This is a genomic window from Rosistilla ulvae (genome assembly GCF_007741475.1).
Classification (GTDB): Bacteria; Planctomycetota; Planctomycetia; order Pirellulales; family Pirellulaceae; genus Rosistilla; species Rosistilla ulvae.
The window spans coordinates 5,374,640-5,394,570 of sequence record NZ_CP036261.1 but is presented as its reverse complement, the minus strand read 5'-3'; the positions used below and the strand labels follow the sequence as shown (position 1 = coordinate 5,394,570).

15 protein-coding genes and 1 pseudogene are annotated in these 19,931 nt (G+C 58.0%); 6 read left to right on the top strand and 10 right to left on the bottom strand.

All coding sequences use genetic code 11. From position 1 onward, the window contains the following. Positions 1-140: 140 nt before the first annotated feature. The 4 genes from EC9_RS19020 to EC9_RS19005 all read right to left on the bottom strand — a co-directional run bounded on the left by EC9_RS19020 (position 141) and on the right by EC9_RS19005 (position 3,151). Positions 141-599 carry a hypothetical protein gene (locus tag EC9_RS19020; protein WP_145347711.1) on the bottom strand — a complete coding sequence of 153 codons (459 nt, stop codon included), beginning with the start codon at positions 597-599 and terminating at the stop codon, positions 141-143. Between the two features lie 3 nt (positions 600-602). Next, positions 603-1,697 carry a flotillin-like protein FloA gene (gene floA / locus EC9_RS19015; protein ID WP_145347709.1) on the bottom strand — a complete coding sequence of 365 codons (1,095 nt, stop codon included), beginning with the start codon at positions 1,695-1,697 and terminating at the stop codon, positions 603-605. A 182-nt stretch (positions 1,698-1,879) separates the two neighbouring features. Beyond that, positions 1,880-2,479, bottom strand: a complete 600-nt coding sequence (locus EC9_RS19010; protein WP_145347707.1) for an NfeD family protein — start codon at positions 2,477-2,479, stop codon at positions 1,880-1,882. Between the two features lie 126 nt (positions 2,480-2,605). Continuing rightward, a complete protein-coding gene (locus EC9_RS19005) occupies positions 2,606-3,151 on the bottom strand; it encodes a PSP1 C-terminal domain-containing protein (RefSeq protein WP_145347705.1) in 546 nt (181 codons plus the stop codon). 320 nt (positions 3,152-3,471) lie between these two features. Between EC9_RS19005 and EC9_RS19000 the strand changes: the two genes are divergently transcribed. From EC9_RS19000 to EC9_RS18985, 4 genes are all read left to right on the top strand, one after another. Then, positions 3,472-4,398: an ABC transporter permease gene (locus EC9_RS19000; protein WP_145347702.1), complete on the top strand. Its 927-nt coding sequence runs from the start codon at positions 3,472-3,474 to the stop codon at positions 4,396-4,398. A gap of 41 nt (positions 4,399-4,439) precedes the next feature. Beyond that, positions 4,440-5,666 (top strand): ABC transporter permease, encoded by a 1,227-nt coding sequence (locus tag EC9_RS18995; RefSeq protein ID WP_218934839.1) that lies wholly within the window; start codon positions 4,440-4,442, stop codon positions 5,664-5,666. Continuing rightward, positions 5,663-6,643, top strand: coding sequence for an ABC transporter ATP-binding protein (locus tag EC9_RS18990; protein ID WP_145347698.1), 981 nt, complete (start codon positions 5,663-5,665; stop codon positions 6,641-6,643). Before EC9_RS18995 ends, EC9_RS18990 begins: the two co-directional genes overlap by 4 nt. A 171-nt stretch (positions 6,644-6,814) precedes the next feature. Further along, positions 6,815-8,173, top strand: coding sequence for a Gfo/Idh/MocA family protein (locus tag EC9_RS18985; RefSeq protein WP_145347696.1), 1,359 nt, complete (start codon positions 6,815-6,817; stop codon positions 8,171-8,173). Between the two features lie 329 nt (positions 8,174-8,502). Here the strand turns inward: EC9_RS18985 and EC9_RS18980 are convergent. Continuing rightward, positions 8,503-8,945: pseudogene (locus EC9_RS18980) on the bottom strand (sulfatase-like hydrolase/transferase); the annotation flags it as partial. A 495-nt stretch (positions 8,946-9,440) separates the two neighbouring features. Between EC9_RS18980 and EC9_RS18975 the strand changes: the two are divergent. Then, positions 9,441-9,632: a hypothetical protein gene (locus EC9_RS18975; protein WP_145347694.1), complete on the top strand. Its 192-nt coding sequence runs from the start codon at positions 9,441-9,443 to the stop codon at positions 9,630-9,632. A 108-nt stretch (positions 9,633-9,740) separates the two neighbouring features. Then, positions 9,741-10,208, top strand: coding sequence for an SET domain-containing protein (locus tag EC9_RS18970; protein WP_145347692.1), 468 nt, complete (start codon positions 9,741-9,743; stop codon positions 10,206-10,208). 37 nt (positions 10,209-10,245) lie between these two features. Here EC9_RS18970 and EC9_RS18965 read toward each other — a convergent pair whose 3' ends face one another. From EC9_RS18965 to EC9_RS26630, 5 genes are all read right to left on the bottom strand, one after another. After that, a complete protein-coding gene (locus EC9_RS18965) occupies positions 10,246-11,724 on the bottom strand; it encodes a sigma-54-dependent transcriptional regulator (RefSeq protein WP_145347690.1) in 1,479 nt (492 codons plus the stop codon). Positions 11,725-11,734: 10 nt separating this feature from the next. Continuing rightward, positions 11,735-13,072 carry a sensor histidine kinase gene (locus EC9_RS18960; RefSeq protein ID WP_246105770.1) on the bottom strand — a complete coding sequence of 446 codons (1,338 nt, stop codon included), beginning with the start codon at positions 13,070-13,072 and terminating at the stop codon, positions 11,735-11,737. Between the two features lie 131 nt (positions 13,073-13,203). Next, positions 13,204-13,944: a dienelactone hydrolase family protein gene (locus tag EC9_RS18955; protein ID WP_145347688.1), complete on the bottom strand. Its 741-nt coding sequence runs from the start codon at positions 13,942-13,944 to the stop codon at positions 13,204-13,206. 118 nt (positions 13,945-14,062) lie between these two features. Beyond that, complete coding sequence (locus EC9_RS18950; RefSeq protein ID WP_246105769.1) at positions 14,063-15,571, bottom strand: TonB-dependent receptor; 1,509 nt, start codon at positions 15,569-15,571, stop codon at positions 14,063-14,065. A 189-nt stretch (positions 15,572-15,760) separates the two neighbouring features. Then, a complete protein-coding gene (locus tag EC9_RS26630; protein WP_218934257.1) occupies positions 15,761-19,873 on the bottom strand; it encodes a vWA domain-containing protein in 4,113 nt (1,370 codons plus the stop codon). Positions 19,874-19,931 lie beyond the last annotated feature (58 nt).

The window sequence follows — 19,931 nt, the reverse complement described above, 5'->3', positions numbered from 1 at the left end:
TGCGAAGAGAAGGTTTGTTTTGGAAGGCCAGAGCCGTGGGGAGCATTTGGATGGCCGTGCCCACCGATGGAGCGTCGACGTGATGCAAAGACTGGGCAGCGGCATTTGCGCCGGAACGATGGCGCCACTTCTGCGCTCGATCAATCCCAGCGGTGTTCGGGGCGGTCGATGATTTCACGCAGCAAAAACGCTTGTTGGACGCCTTGGGGTGTCTGCAGCAGAGAGATCAATGTCTTGGCGATGTCATCATCGACGACCGAGTGAATCACGGGCTCGGACGGTTCGCTGGCCAATCGACCGACCTGGTGGTCGAACACTTTTTGGATATGCGCTTCCATCTTGTCGTCGGCTTGTCCGACCGTATTGGCCAGGTGATCGGCTTGCAGATGGCGACTGCTTAAGTCGCTGATGCCGGCCGAATCGTCGACGATCTCCGCTTCGACGACGACCTCCTCGGGGCGGACTTGGCGAATCGTTCGCTCGGCGCGACTGTCGGTGTACTCCGGCCGCGACTTGGCCGCTGGGGCCGCCTTGCGGGCGGCTTGTTCCTTGCGGCGTTGAGCGGCGCGTCGCAGAAACGCTTCGATGTCGTCGGCCATGGTTTAGCTCTGGGCTTGGGCTTGTTGTTGTTTCTGGATTGCCAATTCGCTCGCATCGCGTGTCGAACGCGAGATCGCTTTTCGCATGTCGGTATCGGCGTTGATGTTCTGCAGTTTGTAGTAGTCGAGGATTCCCAATTTGCCGCTGCGGAAGGCTTCAGCCATCGCCAGGGGAACTTCGGCTTGCGCGGCGACCAGCATCGCTTGGCTGTTCTCGATATCGGCGAACTTTTCTTGTTCTTCCGCTACCGCCATCGCACGTCGGCCTTCTGCGCGAGCGCGGGCCACGCGGGTGTCCGCTTCGGCCTGATCGGCTTGCAATCGAGCGCCCACGTTGACGCCAACATCGATGTCGGCGATATCGATCGAAACGATTTCAAACGCAGTTTGGGAATCGAGTCGCTTCGACAAAACCCATTTGGAGATCAGGTCGGGATTTTCGAGTACGTTTTTGTGCCCTTCGGCGCTACCGATCGCGCTGACGATCCCTTCGCCGACGCGAGCGATGATCGTTTCTTCGGTGGCACCACCAATCAATTGTTGCAGGTTCGCACGCACGGTCACGCGGGCTTTGACCTTCAATTGGATACCATCTTTCGCGACGGCATCGAGCGATGGTTTCACCGAACCGCGCGGTGGGCAATCGATGACTTTGGGATAGACGCTGGTCTGCACCGATTCGAGCACGTCGCGGCCTGCCAAATCGATCGCCGTCGCCTCGCGAAAGGTCAGGCTGATCGTCTTCGCTTTTTTGGCAGCGATCAACGCCCGGATCACTTGGGGAACGTTACCACCGGCCAGGTAATGCGCTTCCAAAGCTTTGCTGGTCAGTTCGGGATCTTCGATGCCCGCTTGAGTCGACATGATCTTGCCGCGGACAATCGTTCGCGCGTTGACGTTCCGGAAGGTCATCCCTAGCAAATCGCCCAGGGTGACCTTGGATCCGGTCAGCAGCGACTGGATCCAGAGTCCGAAATAGCTGAAGAAGACCATCGCAAAGATCATCATCCCGATGACAACAAAAACGATGAACGCAAGCCAGAGGACGTTTGCGTCCTGGCCTTGAGCAAGAAGCATCGATGAATTCAACGCTGTCATGGTGTGATCCTTACGAAGTGCAACTAAGTCTTATGGATGCAGTTGTTACCCCAGTGCCGCTGCAAAGTCAAGCGTTTGCAAGTTTAAGCCAGGGCGATTCAGTTCATCAACTTGAGGTATCAGCCGGACGCTACGGCGCGGCGGCGGATTTGCGCAGACACAATAACGGATTTACCTTGATGTTAAGCCAATGGGTCTTCCAAGCTGTCGATTCCCAGTTGTTCGATCGGTTGGTCCAGCGGCGATTTGCCACGTTCGATCCGGTTGGCACCGTCGTCGATGCTGCGAGATGTCGCCCGCACATGTAGTTTGCCCGAATCGATTCGGAAAACCTCGATCGTTTGCCCGCGATCGATCGCGCCGCCCGAACTGACCGCATCGAACTTTTCGCCATCAATTTTAATCGTTCCGTTGGGCAGCATGTCGTTGATCGCAACTCCGACGCGTCCTTGCAGCGATTTAATTTTGCGGTGGTATGCGTCGTCGGGCAGCACGTTGGGCAAGGGATCCCCCGGTTGCCGCGTCATGATGCTGCGTCCCATCGCCGTCCGCGGCCATAACCGCACGGTGAACATCAGGACCACCGGGACGATCGCCGCCACCAAGACGACCATCAACATTCCCCATCGCAAGCTGACGGAAAAACCGACGATAATGCTGCCGATCAGCGATAGAACGCTGGCGATCGCCAGGAACCCGCCGCTGGGAACAAAGAATTCGACGATGATCAACAACAGTCCGGCTGCCAAAAGCATGAAGGACCAGAGCAATGGGCCGTCCATCAGATCCACTCAATTCGCACGAGGCATCCCAGGGTTTGGGGGTAAAACGTTCACCGATTTGATGCCGTGGCAATTGATTGCCACAACAGAGACGCGTGAACTTGGCCGGTGGGGCTGTCGCAGGAGTTATGATTTCTTGGCAGTCGAACTGCAGGCCGACGCGACAACGCAGACCGCACATCCGCCGGAGCAACCGCCGCCCTCTTTGGTACCACAATCGGGACCGCAGCCCTCGCGGAGCAGTTTGGCAAAATGGCGGCTCCGTACATGCTGTTCGTACGCATCGGCCAATTCATTGGTGATTGCTTCGACATCGGCATTCGTTTCGCCCAAAAAATGGAAGAACAACGTTCGGCCATCGAACAACTGTTCCACTTCCAACAGCACCGCGTCGATCCCGGCCGCGGTCAATCGATCGCGGCATTCCTGGACCGCTTTACGTTTATATCGTTCCAGTCGCTTTTGCAGCAGTTCATCCTGGTCGGTCATCCGCCGCAGAATCAGGCCGGCGGAGGCATCGGAATCGACTTCGGTGACGACCTCGCCGATTTCCAAGCCCCGAGCGGTCTCGCAGATCACGCGGTCGCCGCGGCGATAGGCGTTGCCGTCGACGGGGCGATGTTGCGAGATTTCGCCCCAGGCACCGGAGCGAACCAAATAATGATGGGTCAAGTCGGATCTATCCGTTTGCGATATTGATGGTCCGTCATCGGCAGCCGATGTTTCGGCCAACGGTGGTGTGGAACAAGTTGTCGGCTCATTTTCTCGCGATTGACGGCGGAGTGCAACCCGCGACGAAGCGGGGGCCGCGGCAAAGTGCGATCCGAGGCTTGGCAGCGGTCGCGGGGGCGATGGAGAACGGAAGCTTTACGACGAGGAATCGTTCACGGAAAACCAGGGTGGGCCAAAGCCGCTACTTGTTGTAGGATTTTACGACATCGACGGCACTGCCGCCGCAGCCAACAGCTTGTTGCCTCCATGAGAAAATTGTCGTGCAGGACTTGATCATATTTTTGATACGTCGACTCGGCTGGATGCTGCTGACGCTGTGGATCGTCTTTACCGTCTCGTTCTTTCTGATGCGGTTTGTCCCCGGCGGTCCGTTCAGTAGCGAGAAGAACGTTCCCGAAGCGATCAAACGGAACATCGAAGCGCGTTACGGATTAAACGATCCGTTGCCCACGCAATACTTTCGCGAACTCGGCCGCGACCTGACCGGCGATTTTGGTCCCAGCTTTCGCTTGGAAGACTTTTCCGTCAACGAAGTGATCGCTCAAGGCTTTCCGATTTCGGCATCGCTGGCGATCCTGGCGCTTTCCTTTGCGCTGTTGTTGGGCGTGACCGCGGGCGTGGTCAGCGCACTCAAGCCGGGTTCGATCGGCGACCTGACGTTGATGATTCTGGCAACCTTGGGGATCGCGATCCCGAACTTTGTCCTCGCCAGCATGCTGATCATCATCTTTGTGTTCGGCTTGAATTTGTTTCCGACGGCGGGGTGGGGCAGCGCTTGGCATCTGGTGTTGCCGGCGTTGTGCCTGGGAGCTCCCGTTGCCGCTTACATCGCGCGGCTGACTCGAGCTGGTTTGTTGGAGACGATCGGCCAAGACTATATCCGCACGGCGAAAGCGAAGGGGTTGCCGATGTACAAGGTGATCGGCAAACATGCGCTTCGCGGTGCGTTGTTGCCCGTCGTCTCCTACCTTGGCCCCGCGGCGGCGCGGGTGTTGACCGGGTCGATCGTGTTGGAGCAGATTTTTGCGATCCCCGGGATGGGCAGTCACTTTGTTGAAGCTGCGTTGCAACGCGATTATTCGCTAGCGATGGGCTTGGTTTTGGTTTACACAGCGCTGCTGTTCTTGATGAATACACTGGTCGACCTGTCGTATTCGATCATCGATCCACGTGTAAAGCTGGAGTAGTTCACAAGAAGATGGCTGATCCCGAGATCGCAACCGAACAAATGACCGACCAGCAGCGGGCGCATTATCGCCAGTTGTTGAGTGATGCGCAGCGGATCCAAGGGGTCTCGCTGTGGCAGGATGCTTGGCGACGACTGCGTCGGCGGCGGGCGTCGATGCTGTCGATGTATTTTCTAATCGCGTTGGGGGTGTTGGCGTTTCTGACGCCCGCCTTGCCGCTGCAAAGTCCGTTGGATAAAGATCTGGACAATCGCCGCGGCATGGCTCCCAATCTGCAATCCTATCGAATGGGGCAACGCCAAGATCTGAAGTTCACCGACAACAGCTTGTCGGCGGAAGTGGCGGAGGTTAATCGATCGATCGCCACGCTGCAGGCCGAGCGCGCCGATGCGGCGGATCCAGCCGCCCGCGAGGCGTTGGACGCGGAGATCGTTCAATTGCAGACCACCGCGCATCCGTTCAGCCAGATGTGGAACCAATTGGATCCGTTGGCGTGGCAGCTGACTCGGCTGCGAGTCGCGGTTTTCGGCGACTGGGCTCTGCCGAGCATCTGCGGCACCGATGACCTCGGCCGCGATATGCTGGCTCGGCTGTTCTGGGGTGCCCGTGTGTCCTTGGTTGTCGGTGTGGTGGCGACGATTGTCAGCTTGGTGATCGGCGTCTCCTACGGAGCCACGTCGGGGTACTTTGGCGGTCGTGTCGACGCGGTGATGATGCGGATCGTCGACGTGTTGTATTCGGTGCCGTTCATCTTTGTGGTGATCTTCCTGATGACGTTTTTAAGCGAGGAGTCGATTGCGGCGTCGCTGAAGTCGTTTGGGATCGATCAGATCACGATCTTCTATATCGTGATCGGTGCGATCTATTGGCTGACCATGTCGCGGGTCGTCCGCGGTCAGGTGCTGTCGCTGAAGCACGAGCAATTTGTCGACGCAGCGCGAACCGTTGGCGCGTCGCAGCGGCGGATCATCTTTCGTCATCTGGTCCCGAATGTGTTGGGAATCGTGATCGTTTATCTGACGCTAACGATCCCAGCGGTGATGTTGTTCGAAGCGTTCCTGTCGTTTCTTGGCTTGGGCGTTTCGCCGCCCGACGTCTCCTGGGGGCTGTTGGTCAACGACGGCGTCCAAGCGATCACGCCACTGAAATCGCGGTGGTGGTTGGTCGTCTTTCCCGGTGCTGCGCTGGCGGGAACTTTGTTCGCACTGAACTTCCTAGGCGATGGACTCCGCGACGCGTTGGATCCGAGGATGAAGAATCAATCATGAGCAAGCCGTTATTGTCTGTTGAAAATCTGGGCGTTGGATTTGGCACCGACGATGGCATGCTCGACGCGGTGCGCGGCGTTTCGTTTGATGTCGCTGCGGGAGAGACCGTCGGGATCGTCGGCGAATCGGGCTCCGGCAAAAGCGTGACCAACCTGGCGATGATGGGTTTGATTCCCATGCCGCCGGGGAAGATTACGAGTGGTCGGGCGATGTTCGACAATCAAGATCTGTTGGCGCTGTCGCAGGATCAATTGAGTGCGATCCGCGGCCGTCGGATCGCGATGATCTTTCAAGATCCGATGACAGCGCTGAATCCATTTCTGACGGTCGAAGATCAATTGACCGAAGTCACTCGTTTGCATCTGGGATTTAATCGTCGCCAAGCGACCGAACATGCGATCGAAATGCTGACCCAGGTCGGGATCAGTGCCCCCGAGAAACGCTTGCAAGACTATCCGCATCAATTCAGCGGCGGGATGCGGCAACGGGTGATGATCGCGATGGCGTTGTCATGCAACCCCGAGATCTTGATCGCCGACGAACCGACGACTGCGCTCGACGTGACGATCCAGGCTCAGATTCTGGATCTGCTGAAGAAATTGCAGCGCGAACACAACACCGCGATCATCATGATCACTCACGACCTGGGCGTCGTGGCCAACATCTGCCACCGCGTGTTGGTGATGTATGCAGGACGAATTGTCGAAAAGGCACCGGTCGATCAATTGTTCGCCAAGCCACAGCATCCCTATACTCAAGGCTTGCTGGCTTCGATCCCGCGTTGGGATCAAGACGGCAGCGAATTGCTCAAAGCGATCGAAGGCCAACCGCCTCACCTGGCGGAATTGCCCACCGGATGTGCCTTTCATCCCCGTTGTCCTCACAAGGTCGATCGCTGCTTGGGCGAGGATCCGCGACTGGAAAGCACGTCGACGGAGCGTCAACGGGCCTGTTTTGTCGACCTAAACCTCAGCTGAAGTTTCCCGCGGCGAGGCCGCTGCGTTGCTGAAGAGTCGATTTCTTTCCCTCGTGGTGCTAGTATGGGGGCGGCGCATTGCGTTATCGCTGTCCGAACGTTTGGCCCCAATTTGCGATCGGCCAACCGTTGTGCCTGACTTCACAACCCATCCAGCCCAAGATTCTTCCTGATGAGTAAACAAAATCGTCGTGACTTTTTGCGAACTTCGGTTGCTGCCAGTGCGGGCGCTTCGGTCCCGTATTTCTTTTCTCGCAGCAAAACGCTGGCCGACGAAACCCAATCGAAGAACGATCGAATTCCGATCGGCTTGATCGGTGCTGGTGGCATGGGGCTGGGAAACATGCGTTCGGCAGCGGATTATCTCGATGTGGTTGCGATCGCCGACGCGGATAAGTCGCGGCAGGAAGCTGCCAACAAGAAGCTCTCCGAAGGCAAGGCCGATGTCTACGACGACTATCGCAAAATTTTAGACCGCGACGACATCAAGATCGTTCACATCGCCACCCCCGACCACTGGCATACCAAACCGGTGATCGAAGCGATGCTCGCCGGCAAGGATATCTACTGCGAAAAGCCGCTGACGCTGACGATCGATGAGGGGAAATTGATCCGCAAAGTGCAGCGGGAGACGGGGCGGATCGTCCAGGTCGGAACCCAGCAACGCAGCACGTTCCATCTGTTCACCAAAGCGATCGCGATGGTTCAGCAAGGTCGATTGGGGAAGATCTTGCGCGTGCAAGCGGCGATCGGTGGCGCACCGACCAGCCCTGCGATTCCTGTTGCCGACACGCCCGTGGGGCTGGACTGGGATCGTTGGCTGGGACCAGCTCAGAAAACCGATTACCGCTATTTGCCTGGCGAGGGACGCGGCAAGACCAACGGACACTATGAATTCCGTTGGTGGTACGAATACTCCGGCGGCAAATTGACCGACTGGGGAGCCCATCATGTCGACATCGCCACCTGGGCGTTAAGCGTCAACGGCCAGCCGACGTCGCCGTTGTCGATCGGCGGCACCGCTAAGCATCCTGTCGAATTTAAGGATGCCCGGCCACAGCAGACCGATCGCTACAACACCGCGACGGCGTTTAACTTTGTCGCCAAATATGCTGACGGCACCGAGATGGTGATCCGCAACGACACCGACAACGGCGTACTGATCGAAGGCGAGAAGGGGCGGATTTTTGTCAACCGCCGGAAACTGGTCGGCGCACCGGTCGAAGCGCTCGCGGACGATCCGTTGCCTGAAGATGCGATCCAGAAAGCCTATAAGGGGCTGCCGATGGAAAGCAAGGAACGCAAAGGGCACTGGGCCAACTTTTTGAACTGTACGCGAACGCGAGACGAACCGATCTCCGACGTTCATTCGCACATGAAAATGTTGAACGTCTGCCACTTGGCCGGAATCTCTGCGCGGCTGGGACGGACCGTGAACTGGGATGGCGAGAACGAACAGATCACCGGTGACAGCGAAGCCAACGCGATGCTCGCGCGTCCGTACCGAGAAGGTTACGAAATCGAAATGTAACCGACCGACCGGTCGTGAGAAACGAAAACAGCACAGCCGTTGGGACGGCTGTGCTGCGCGATCCGATCTGCCGCATCACCGCCGTCTGTCGGCGGTGATACCTTTTGTGGGGCGATCTATTGCTTCGGGGTGAAGCTGCCGCTTTCTTGGCGCGGTGGGAAGTCTTTGAACGTCTCCATTAAATCGGCGACGAGAGCTTTTACCGGAACCATTACGTATATGTGGCGGACCAACCAGTCGTCGTAGTACGACGAATCTTCGGGAGCTATTTCAAACGGGTCGGCTCGCAGGTCGATGATCAGCGGTGCCTTCCGCGGTTGTTGCGCGAAGAACCACGATCCGGTGCCGCCGTTGGTCGGTAGGAATTCATCGAGGTTGCCGAGATGGTTTTTGCCGAATTGACCGGTCGCGTCACCGTAGGGTTTGAGCAGTTCGGCAAGTGTCGGGGCTTCGCTTTGGAGACCGGTCGGTTCGCCCGGTATGCCGATTTTCAGCAATCCGGTTCGCTTGGGAGATTGCCCGGTGATGAACGCTGCGCGTCCGGCCGTGCAGCTTTGCTGACCGTACGCATCGGTGAACATCACTCCCTCTTTGGCGATCCGATCGATGTTGGGTGTTTGCTACCCCATCATCCCGTGGTTGTAGCAACTGGGCGTAAACCAACCGATGTCGTCTCTCCCATGATCACGACGATGTTGGGTTTGTCGGCCGCATGAACCAGACTGCCGAAGGCTAGCGTGACGCACGTGATACTCCACAAGTACAGTTTCATTTCCAATGCCTCTCAGATTGTTTGGGGACCGCTCGTTCGTTCTCGACGTGCAGCCGACCTCTCTTGGGACCGATCGGCTTGCAAACGACAACGGTTCGGCGGAGGAATATCCCTTCGATTCGGTAAAGGGGAAAAAGAACGGCAGGCAATTTCCGATTGCATTGATTTACCGCTGAAACCAATCGAAGGAAGCCAAATTTACATCGGTTCTTCGCATGGACTTAACGGGGCTGGAAATCGACCATCGATCGCGGATTGCGATACCGGGGCAGAACGCGAGGTCTAATGGTCCATTTAATTGAATATGATTTGGAACTTCGCTGGAATCGCTTAGCCCGTTGGACTCGATAGCCCGATGACCAAGGGGAGGGCAAAAAACATCCGGCAATTCCGGTCAAATGGCGTGAATTTGCTTCGGTAGAACCGGACTACAGGTTATTGTTCCTGCTGCTAAACGAAACCAAGTCAATCAAGCGCAATGCGAAAGGCGATCCTGTGAGCGAACCATTGGAAAACGAAGAGATGGAAGCATTGCGAAACCAAATCTGGGACTTCGTCTATCGCGCTGGCAACCCGCAGACCATCGCTTCGATCGTCGACGATTTGCACCTGTCGGACGATTCGGTTCGGCAAGCTGTCCACCACGCCTGGTTTGTTTGTGAGGGAGAAACTGTCGCAATCGCGTAAACTGGCTGCGTTTGCTGCAGATAAGGGCTGGTTGAATTGCCAGCAAAGCACTAATCTTTTCCTCTAGCCACGACGGCATCTCACGGCGCGTGTTGGAGGAATCTTCCCTTGTTGAAATCTGAAACTTCGCCGACGACCGACGACGAACCCGGTCCGGCAGTCAATGTTCAATCGACGCCCATTGGCAATGGGGTGTTTGCCGACCAGGATTTTCGAGCCCACGACGTGGTCGGTTGGATCACTGGGAAAATCCATGATGACCCGAACTATGGTTCGGAGTATTGCATCGACATCGGTGAAAAAGCCACTTTGGAACCCGATGCTCCCTTCCGGTTTCTGAACCATTGCTGTGAACCGAACTGCCAGTTCACCTGGGATGAGTACGAGGATCAGCCCGATGCGATTCCCGAGGTCTATCTGTTGGCGCTTCGCGATATCGAGGCGGGCGAGCAGTTGACGATCGATTACAACTGGGCTGCCGAGTGTGCCATCCCTTGCCGCTGTGGTGCCGAGACCTGCCGCGGTTGGATCGTGACGTTAGACGAGATCGATCAATTGCCAGCGAACAATAAGTAGCGGGGTTCAACCGCTCGGTCGCTGTCTGCCCCCGCGATCAATCTCCGTTGGGAGCGTCCATCTGGTAGGCCCGCAAGCGGTCGCGAAGCGTGCCGCGATGGATCCCCAAGATCTCCGCCGCCTTGGCGCGATTGCCAGCGGTATGTTCGATTGCGATCTGCAGTAGCGCCGGTTCGCTGGCCGCCAAGAATTGTGCGTGCAGGTCGTTCAGCGGTTGCTTGGCTGTCGCGATCGTTTGTCTCGCCCACGCGGTCACGCTGTCGTTCAGCGTCGTCGCATTCGACGTGGACGTCTCGCCACGAGCGGGTGTCGATGGCGGAAAGTCGGTCGCCTCCAAGGCCCGGCCGCGCGCCACCACGGCCGCGTGTTGGATCGCATTCTTCAGTTCGCGGACATTTCCGCTCCAGGGACGCGATTGCAGTTCGGTTACCAGTTCCGCGTCGACCGCCGCGTCGAAGCCTGGGTAGTCCATCGCGGATAAGAAATGCTGGCACAACAACGGGATGTCTTCGGGGCGTTGTCGCAGCGGCGGGAGATGGATCCGTACGCCGGTCAATCGGTAGTACAGGTCCTCGCGGAACGTCCCCTCCTGCACGGCATGGTGTAAGTCGCAGTTGGTGGCGGCGATGATGCGGACGTTGGCGTGTCGGACGCGCAGGTCGCCGACGCGACTGTATTCCCCCTGTTCCAACACCCGCAGCAATTTAACTTGCGCGGCCAGAGGCAGGTCGCCGATTTCGTCCAACAGGATCGTTCCCCCTTGAGCCTGTTCAAACAATCCCGCCCGATCGTCGGTCGCGCCGGTGAAGGCTCCTTTGGCGTGACCGAACAATTCGCTTTCGATCAGATCGGGGTTCAGGGCGACCGGAGCGATCGGGATGTACGGCTTGTCGGCACGCTGGCTGTTGCGGTGGATTGCGGCCGCGACCAATTCTTTGCCGGTTCCGGTTTCGCCAGTGATCAACACCGACAGGTCGCTCGCAGCAACCAACGCGATCTGGCGGAACGCCTGCTGCATCGCTGGGGATTGCCCCACCAGGACCTGTTGACCGCTGGGCATCGGTTGCGGCGTGGCCGGTTGGCTGCGGCGGTCGAGCGCCGCACGTAGCGCTTGCCGGCAGGTCCGCTGCGCATCGGCTAACCGAAACGGTTTGATCAGATAGTCGCTGGCCCCGTTCCGAATCGCATTGACCGCCGTGTCCAAATCGCCAAACGCTGTCATCACGATCACGGCGGCGTTGTTGGTCGCCTTCAGGAACTTTGGTAACGCCGTGATGCCATCTTCTTTGGGCAGGCGAACATCCAACAGCACCAGCGCCGGTGAATGCTCCGCAGCGAGCAGCAACCCTTCCTCCGCCGATGACGCCGTCAACACCCTGTGCCCTTGCTGAGAGAGCATCTTTTCAAAGGCCCAGCAGATCGACGGTTCATCGTCGACAACCAGGACGACCGAAGGGGTGTCGGAGAGTTGCGTGTCGACGTCGGATTGAATTTCGGTTTCAGTTTCTTTATCCATCTTCGGGTTATCACATAATCCGGGCATAGAAGTCAAACACGGTCCGTTGCTGGCGACGCCTCCAGACCACACGTCCCTCCAGATGCTCCGCGGCGCGGCGAACCACCGGTAACCCCAATCCCAGGCCTTCGGGCTTTGACGTGACAAACGGCTCAAATAATTCATCGGCGATCGCTTCGGGAACCCCAGGGCCATCGTCGCTGATCGATACTTGCAGCCATTGCTGATTGCGAACCTTCGCCTGCACGTGGACGTCCCCCGCGGTCTGCAACGCGTTGAGCACCAAATTGGAAATCGCTGCCGACAACGTCGCCCCGTCTTTTACCTGTTGGTTGGCGAGGTCCAAGGCGAGGTCCCAATGCAAGTTCACGTTCAGATGCCGCGCGATCGGAGCCAAGCTCGCTTGCACATCCTGAAGACATCGCATCGCATCGGCAGGTTGATCCTTGTCCTGTCGCCCCGACGCGACCAGCAGCAATCGTCGCACATAATCTTCGGCCTGTTCGATCTGCGCGATCGCGATCTGCAGTCCTTCGTCTGTCGGATCGCCACAGTCGCTGGCGTGCAATTCGATCGCCATCCTTGCGCCGGTCAAGCTGTTGCGCAATTGATGAGCCATCCCGCCGGCAATCTGATGCAGCAGTTTTTCTCCTTCCTGGCGATGGACCGTTGCCCATAAATGTCTCAATTGGCTGGCCATCGTTTCGACCGCGGCTCCCAGATGCCCCAGTTCGTCGCCGACGTTGTCGGAGACTTTCGATTCAAAGTCGCCGGCGGCAACCCGGTCGACACGAACGCGCAATGCCGCGATCCGCCGGACCATCCTTTCGGTCACCAACAACGTGATCGATGTCAGGGCGAGGATCGTCGACAGCCCGGTCACCAACGGCAGGATCGCCGCGCGGCGTTGTGCGTCTTGCAGCAGCGCTTCGTCGAACAGGATCAGCACGGAATCGACTCGGTCGGATCGCATCGCCGGATTTTGCGTTGGGAATCGATACGCCAGATATCGCTTTTGCGGTAGCTTGAGCATTTGCACCTGAGCCACTTCGTTTGCGTCGTGCGATGTCGCCAACAGGTGCTCCAGATCCGCCAGCGATTGCGATGGCGCGTCGATGGTTTGCTGCAGCACCGCGCCACGCGAATCGAGCGTGACAAGTTCGGACTGGGTCAGGTCGGCCAGCAATCGCAAGACGACCCGATTCAACGGGAACGTCGACTGGGAAAGCGTCCGTTGGATGCCGACCAATCGCGATTGAAGATCGCGCGTCGCCCAGCGGGCTGCCAACCAATAGGACCCCGCAGCGACACCAGCAGCCGCCAACACCGAACATAAGATCAGCGGCAACAGCAATCGGATTCTAAGCGAGCGGAATGACACAATCGGAAGTTCTGCTGCGGGGATGGAAAAGGAATCGGCAACAAAGTAATCGCGTCGCGGTGGCGCGGGTCCCATTGTCCGTTTTGTTGTTGGCGTCGCTATTTCAGCTGGTTCGACAAGTGTTGGCAGACCATTGTGTAGAGTGAAAGTGCCAGTGCCGGATCGTAGCGGTGCCCTTCGTCTCGCATGAACGCATGTTCGCCGTTGAATTCGTGCCAGGTGAAACGAGTCTCCGCGGCGGTCAACGCATCGTAGATGATCCGTCGTCCTTCCAGCGGAATGTGAGGATCTTGTCGTCCCCAGATCATCATCAATTCGCCGTGGATCTCGGGGATCCTAGCGAGCGAATCGTCGGCCATTCCCTTGCCCAAGCTTCCTTTGTGGATGTCGGTTGCGTAGAAGCAGACGCCGGTATGCACTTGGGGATTCATCGCCGCTCGAAACGCGAGATGTCCGCCAAGACAGATTCCCACCGCGCCGATCCGTCCGCTGCAGCCCGGATCGCTGTTGAAGTAATCGATCACCGCGTCGGTGTCGGCGTCGTAGCTGGTCAGTTCCTTGGTTGTCTTCAACGCGTTGCCGCGATCGGTGCCGGCTTGGTCGTAAGCAAACGCTTCGCCCAGCTCGGTGAATTCGTGGTACACATCGGGGACCGCGACCAGAAAACCGTGCCCGGCGAGCAATGCTGCCGTGCGGGCGATGGGAGCGGTCATCTGGTAGATCTCGGAGTAGAGGATCAGACCGGGGAATTTGCCTTCCGTTGCGGGGCGAAACAGGTGAGTTCGCATCGCGCCGCTGGGCGTCGACAGATCGACATGGCTTGTCGGCTGGATTCGCATTGGGATTCCTTCAAGGAGCGAAAATTTTGTTCCCTGAAGGATAGCAGAGCGGTGGCGATTTTCATCCTGGGTGATTCCGCTTCGACGCAATCGCTTGCGTTCCAGGAATCAGATCGGATTAGTGGATTGATCCGGCAAGCGATGGAACCAGTTGCCCTTGATCGATCGGCAGCGGTGCGATCGGCGGGGCGGAGATCGCCGCCGGTTGGATCACTTCGGACGGAGGCGTGCGGCGACATCCGAAGAAGCCTCGCTGTTGGATCAGTTCGGCGACCGCAGGGGGGACGTGGTTGACCCAGCTGGTATCGTTGACTTGAATCTGACGCAGCACTTCACGCGAGAAAGTCGAGAGGTGGGCGGGATTGAAGTTATCGAGTTGTTCGATGCAGCCTTTGTCGACCAGATACTGATACAAGGTCCGCAGTTCGTCGGCGATCTTCAGGTTTTCGATCGTCGTCAGTTCCCCCGATTTGCGATCCAGGAGCGGATAGATGTACAGTTTCAGATCGTTCTTAAACAGCCGGCCAAACGATTCCAGTATTCCGCCGTCGAGCTTGGTGTAATATTTGTCGTCGAACAGTTCGATCAGACTCGCAGCACCCATCGTGATCCCGATCTTCTTCTTGGTGTACCGCGCCAGATAGGCTGCCAAGCGGTAGTATTCGAAATAATCGGAGATCAGGACAGTCATTCCGCATGCCGCCAGGACGTCGACGCGGGCTAGGAAGTCGCGGAGATCGATGTTGCCATTGGCTTGCAGGTTGCGCATCGTGATCTCGGCCAGCGTGACCACTTCGTCCGGGTCGATATCTTCTTCGTGATGGAATTTCTCTTGAGCCGCTTGCAGCATGTCGACGTTGACGTTGGTCAGCGGACGGAAGCTGCCCCGTTCGACAAGGATCGGCTTTTTGTACAGCACTTCGGACGGTTGCAATACTTCGCCATCTGCTGAGAACATCGCCGCGCTGCTGAGTCCCAGTTGAACCAATCGCAAACTCATCACGCGATTGTCGACGTGTCGGAACGCGATCCCGGAGAATTCGATCATGTCGATTTCAATCCGCCGCGTACTGAGGTTATCCAACAGCGATTCGATCAATTGATCCGGTTCGTGATTTAAGAAGAACGCCCCATACAACAGATTCACACCGACGATCCCGAGCGCTTCCTGTTGAAGTGCGTTTTCGGTGTCGAGCATCCGGACGTGGATGATGATTTGGCTGTCTTGGTCGCGTGGGTGGGCTTGGAACCGAATGCCCATCCAGCCGTGGCAATCGTTGGTGCCGTGAAAGTTGCGGGCCGAAACGGTGTCGGCAAACGCAAAGAAGGCTGTCGTGTCCCCGCGACTCTCGCGCAGCCGTTGCAGGTTGAGAGAGTGCTCGTGATCGAGCATGTCTTCCAAACGCTTGCGGCAGACGTAGCGTTCGCACTGCCCGTAGATCGCGTCGCTGACCGACATGTCGTAGGCCGACATGCTTTTGGCAATCGTGCCGGCCGCAGCCCCGACGCGAAAGAACCATCGGACCACTTCCTGTCCCGCGCCGATCTCTGCGAACGACCCATACCGCCGTGCGTCCAGATTGACGTCGAGCGCTTTCCGTTCTGTGTTTGGTCGTTCCGATCCCATGCCTGTCTGCTCCCCAAAGATTGCGAATGTGTTAACTCACCGCAATGCTTATAGGACACGCAGACCGGACGAGCTGGACAATTCCGTGGCAATCGATCTGGCGCTTGAGGGCTCGGTTGATACGTTTGACGCAGTCGGAATAACGCTGCGCCAAACGTAGGCTAATACATCGAGCAAACGGGTTGTCGACTACAGCTGGCCGCCAACGCCGCCACCGCCACCGCCACCAATGCCACCGCCGCCAAACGATCCACCGCCAGCACCGCCGGCGGTTCCGGCTCCTTCGTCACCGGTGACGAAGTTAAACGTGGTCACGTCGCCAATCTGCGAGAAGAACGGCCCGGGGGTGATCCGCACATAACGGCGATCGGCCGAAATGATTCCCAGCACTTGCAGCGATGCACCTTCGGGAAGAATCGTGATGTCGGGACGGAAACCAACCGCACCGTTGCGCTGGAACGGGTTGCGTCCGCGGTTGCCGCCGCTGAGGGCGATGTCGCGGTAGTAATCCGCAGCCGACCGGAGATCGACCGGTGCACCGGCGGACTGTTGTGCCAAAATGTTCTTGTTGATCTTGGCTTGTTGTTCGCGAAGATCGACCAGTTTTGCTTCGGCAACCGGTTGCTTACGGCGGCCGTCTTGAACCTGGAACGTAATCAAGGCATTCTGCTCGGTCAGCGGAATCTGACGGCGGAAATAATGTTGTTCGGGACGTCCGACGTCGGTGATCACATCGACCGTCACGTGTCCGGTCGAAACGTTGCCCCAGACGCGGCGCAACAAGACCCGATATTCACCGGAGAATCCTTCGGGGCAGACATAGGATTCGGAGAATCCCGAAACCGATGGCTGATCGCCACTGAAGCTGTCGCCCAATAACACGCCACCACCAGCGGAGCGCGGTGTTTGAAGCGAGCAAACGGTTCCCGAAGGTTCTTCCACCATCAGATCGATATCGGCTTGGCCGGTCCAAGAGACACGCACAACACAATCGCGGACGACCGATTCGGCCACGTTGCTTTCAAACTGCTTGGCTTCCATCACGCGGTTCTCTTCCAACAAGCGTTGGTAGGTCGAACGGGCGGTCAGTCGCGCCTTGTCTTCGATGTGCTGCAGCGATTCAGGCCACGCCTGACGCAGTACACCCGCACAAGCCCAAGTGATTCCGTCGACATCATCGGTCTGCCGAGCAATCCCCAAGGCCATTAAATAGGCTTCGCTCTTGTACGGGTCCAACTGGGCCGCCTTCTTGCATAGATCAATCGCTTGGGCATGCATCTCCATCTGATTCATGTGCCGAGCGACGTTCAACAGGTCGTCGGTCGTTTCGGCAAAATCAGCGGCCGACAACATCGCCCGCGCAACTTCGCTTTGCTCCGCTCCGGTTCCTTGCAGCGCGATCGCCAACCCGTGGTACATCCAGCCTTGGGCGTGACCTTGTCGCAACGCCGCGCCAACGATATCGCAGATCCGTTGGAATTCCTGTTTGGTCTTTTCAGCGTCGTCCGCTTCGTCGGCCTTTTCCGCTCGACGCAAGCCTTGGCGGATCGTTATCCGCAGTCGCGAATCGTGGATCGCTCGCTCGCGATCATCGGCAAACGAAAGGTCGGTGAAATACTGATCCCAAGCTTCCGCTTCGGTCTGACCCTCGGCGGGCGAGACTTTGAGCAACTGGTTCAATTCGACGGCCAACGGAACATCGTTCGATGCTGCCGGAGTAGTCTTTGCCGACGCAGGTGCCGCAGCGGATTCGGTCGTCGTGGTCTTTTCGGACAGCCGGACTTCGTCGGGAACAGCAAACATGCCGCCACCGCCGCCCATGCCGCCCATGCCGCCGCCCATACCGCCGCCCATGCCGCCACCCATGCCGCCGCCCATGCCGCCACCCATGCCGCCGCCGCCGCCAAAGCCGCCGCCGCCGCCCATGCCGCCACCCATGCCGCCGCCGCCAAGTTGGATCACGGGAACGACGAGATCGCCGACCGGGTAAACCTTGGTTACGAGGTTGGTTTCGGCTGCATCAGGCGTGGTGATTTGCAACACTTCGTCTTTGATCATGTAGGTTAGATCGAGGTCTTGCAGCAACAATCGCAGACCCGAACGCAGCGAGACGCTTTCCAGGTTCTTGGTGACCGGGATATCGGGAGTCAAACCGAGATCGTCCAACGCACGCAGATCGATCACGATCGGGATGTTGTGTTTCTCTTTCAGGATCTCGACCACGTTCTCCAACGGTTCATCGATGAACTTCAACGAGGTATCGTCGTTGAGCGCTTTGTAGATCCGTCGTTCGGCCGCGTTGTCGCCGGTCAGTTCGATCGCACCGTAGCGATCCAAACGTCGACGGCTCATCCGTTGCCAAGTTTCCGCATCGGTGTAATGCAATGGTGGTTCGTCCACAAACGGGATAAACGCTTCTTCGTTGAGCAACAGCGAATCGACAAAGTTCCGCTGACGCATCGACTGGGCTCTTTTCCAGCGACGGTAATTGTGAACCATGTGACCTTGGGTCTTCACGGCGTTGGAGATGACCGTATTGGGTTCCAGTTCTTCAACTTGAGGTGCAACCTCGAAGACAGCTTCGGTGGTGCGGTTCTCTCGCATCAACGAGGCGAACTGGTCGACCAACGTTTTCACACGAGCTTCGTGCCGGAACGTGTCTTGCAGCAGGCGTTCGGTTGTTGCCGCTTGGGCCTTGATCTCTTGCTGACGCTCTTGAGTCTCCGAAAATCGAACTTCCGAACGCTCCGAAACCTGAATCGCGCTGATGATCTGTGCTGCCAGTTCGTCTCGAACCTTGACGTCCAGATTGGGCTCGGCTTGCACTGAATCGAGTAGGATCTTCAATGTCGCCGCGACTCCGGTTGGGTCTTGGGAGAGGCGTTGTCGGGCTGCTTTCAGCTGTGCCCGTACCTCCGCCCGCACGCGACCCGTCAATTGATTGCGTTCGGCTTCGACCATGTTCATGAAAACGCCGGGGGCTTCCAACGGATCGGGCCTAATTCCTGGAGTCTGAGGATCCAGCAAACCGCTGCCTTCGGCGTCGACAATCTGAGCTGTCAATTGGGTCTGGTTCGAAACCAGGTTCGAGACCGACAGCGCTTGCGGGTTGGTGGGATCGATTTTCAGTGCCATCTCGGCTACTGCGGCGGCTCCCTTGAGTTCGCCACGCTTCAGTGCCAACGCACCCGCTTTGGCCAACTGGTCGGCGTTTTCGGTCATCATGCGAGCGGTCTCACGCAGATAACCGGAACCGGCGGTCGCCAGATACAGGCCATTGGTTTCGCTGCTTTGGGAGACCAGCGAAGGGAGGAAGGCAAAATCGGGATTGCTCGGTTCGCGATGCAAATCCCAGTTCAAGTCGATCTGTTGATCGGCGGCCATGGTGCGAACCATCAACTCGCCATCGCCATCGCCTTCGAAGCGGCCGATTAGGACCGAATCGCGATCGGTTCGCAGCGGTGGCAAACGGTCGCCATGAGCGCTAACGAAACCCGCGGGCAACGTGGCCGATTGAATCCACAGCGGCGAATGGCTGGCTGCGTTCGCCAACATCGTTCCCATCTGCAGTGGCGAAGTTTTCGAATCGTCCGCTTGGACCAGCGTGACGCCGCCGGTTTGGTTTGCGATCGAAGCCAATAGCTGAACGTTCGATGTGGGGCCAACTGCCAATGAGTGGACGGCCACTTGGTTGGATCGCAGCGAATCGGCGATTTTGCCAAATGCTTGTTCGTCCAGAACGTCGCCAATCGAACTGCCGTCGCCAACGTAGATCATCGATCGATGACCGGATCGCGAGGCGAGCATTCCGTCGGCGGTTCGCAGAGCGGCGGCCAAGTCGGTGTTGCCCAATGGCAAGCGGTTGGCCAAGTTCTTGATCGCTTTGCTGGTCGTTTCCGCAGTGGGGGTGGCGAATTGTTCGCTCAACGGAGTTGCTTGCACGTCGACAGCAACGATGCTGACTGCCACGTCGGAATCGAGTCCGGCTAGGATCGATCGCACCGCGTCGAGCGTTTGGTTGCGATAATATCCGGCTTGGCTGGCTGATGTGTCGGCAACGATCACCACGCTTCGCGGGCCTTGCGTGACCGCCGCGAGTTGTTGCGGATTCAGTTCCGGCGTGACGCTGATGGCAAAATAGCCGTCGCCAGCGGGAGTCTGATAGGTGGCCAAACGGCTGTTCGATTCAGGCTTTTCAGCCCAAGCGATGCCGCTGGTCAACGTGATTGCCAGCATCAACATCCCCAGTCGCGCCGACCTGGGCTGGCGAGGGATTCGTTGGGTTGGGCAGAGGATTTCCATGCGCGGGGTCTCCCGATGACCTTGCAGAAGAGAGTGGGGGTCGAAGTTTCTTTTCGTG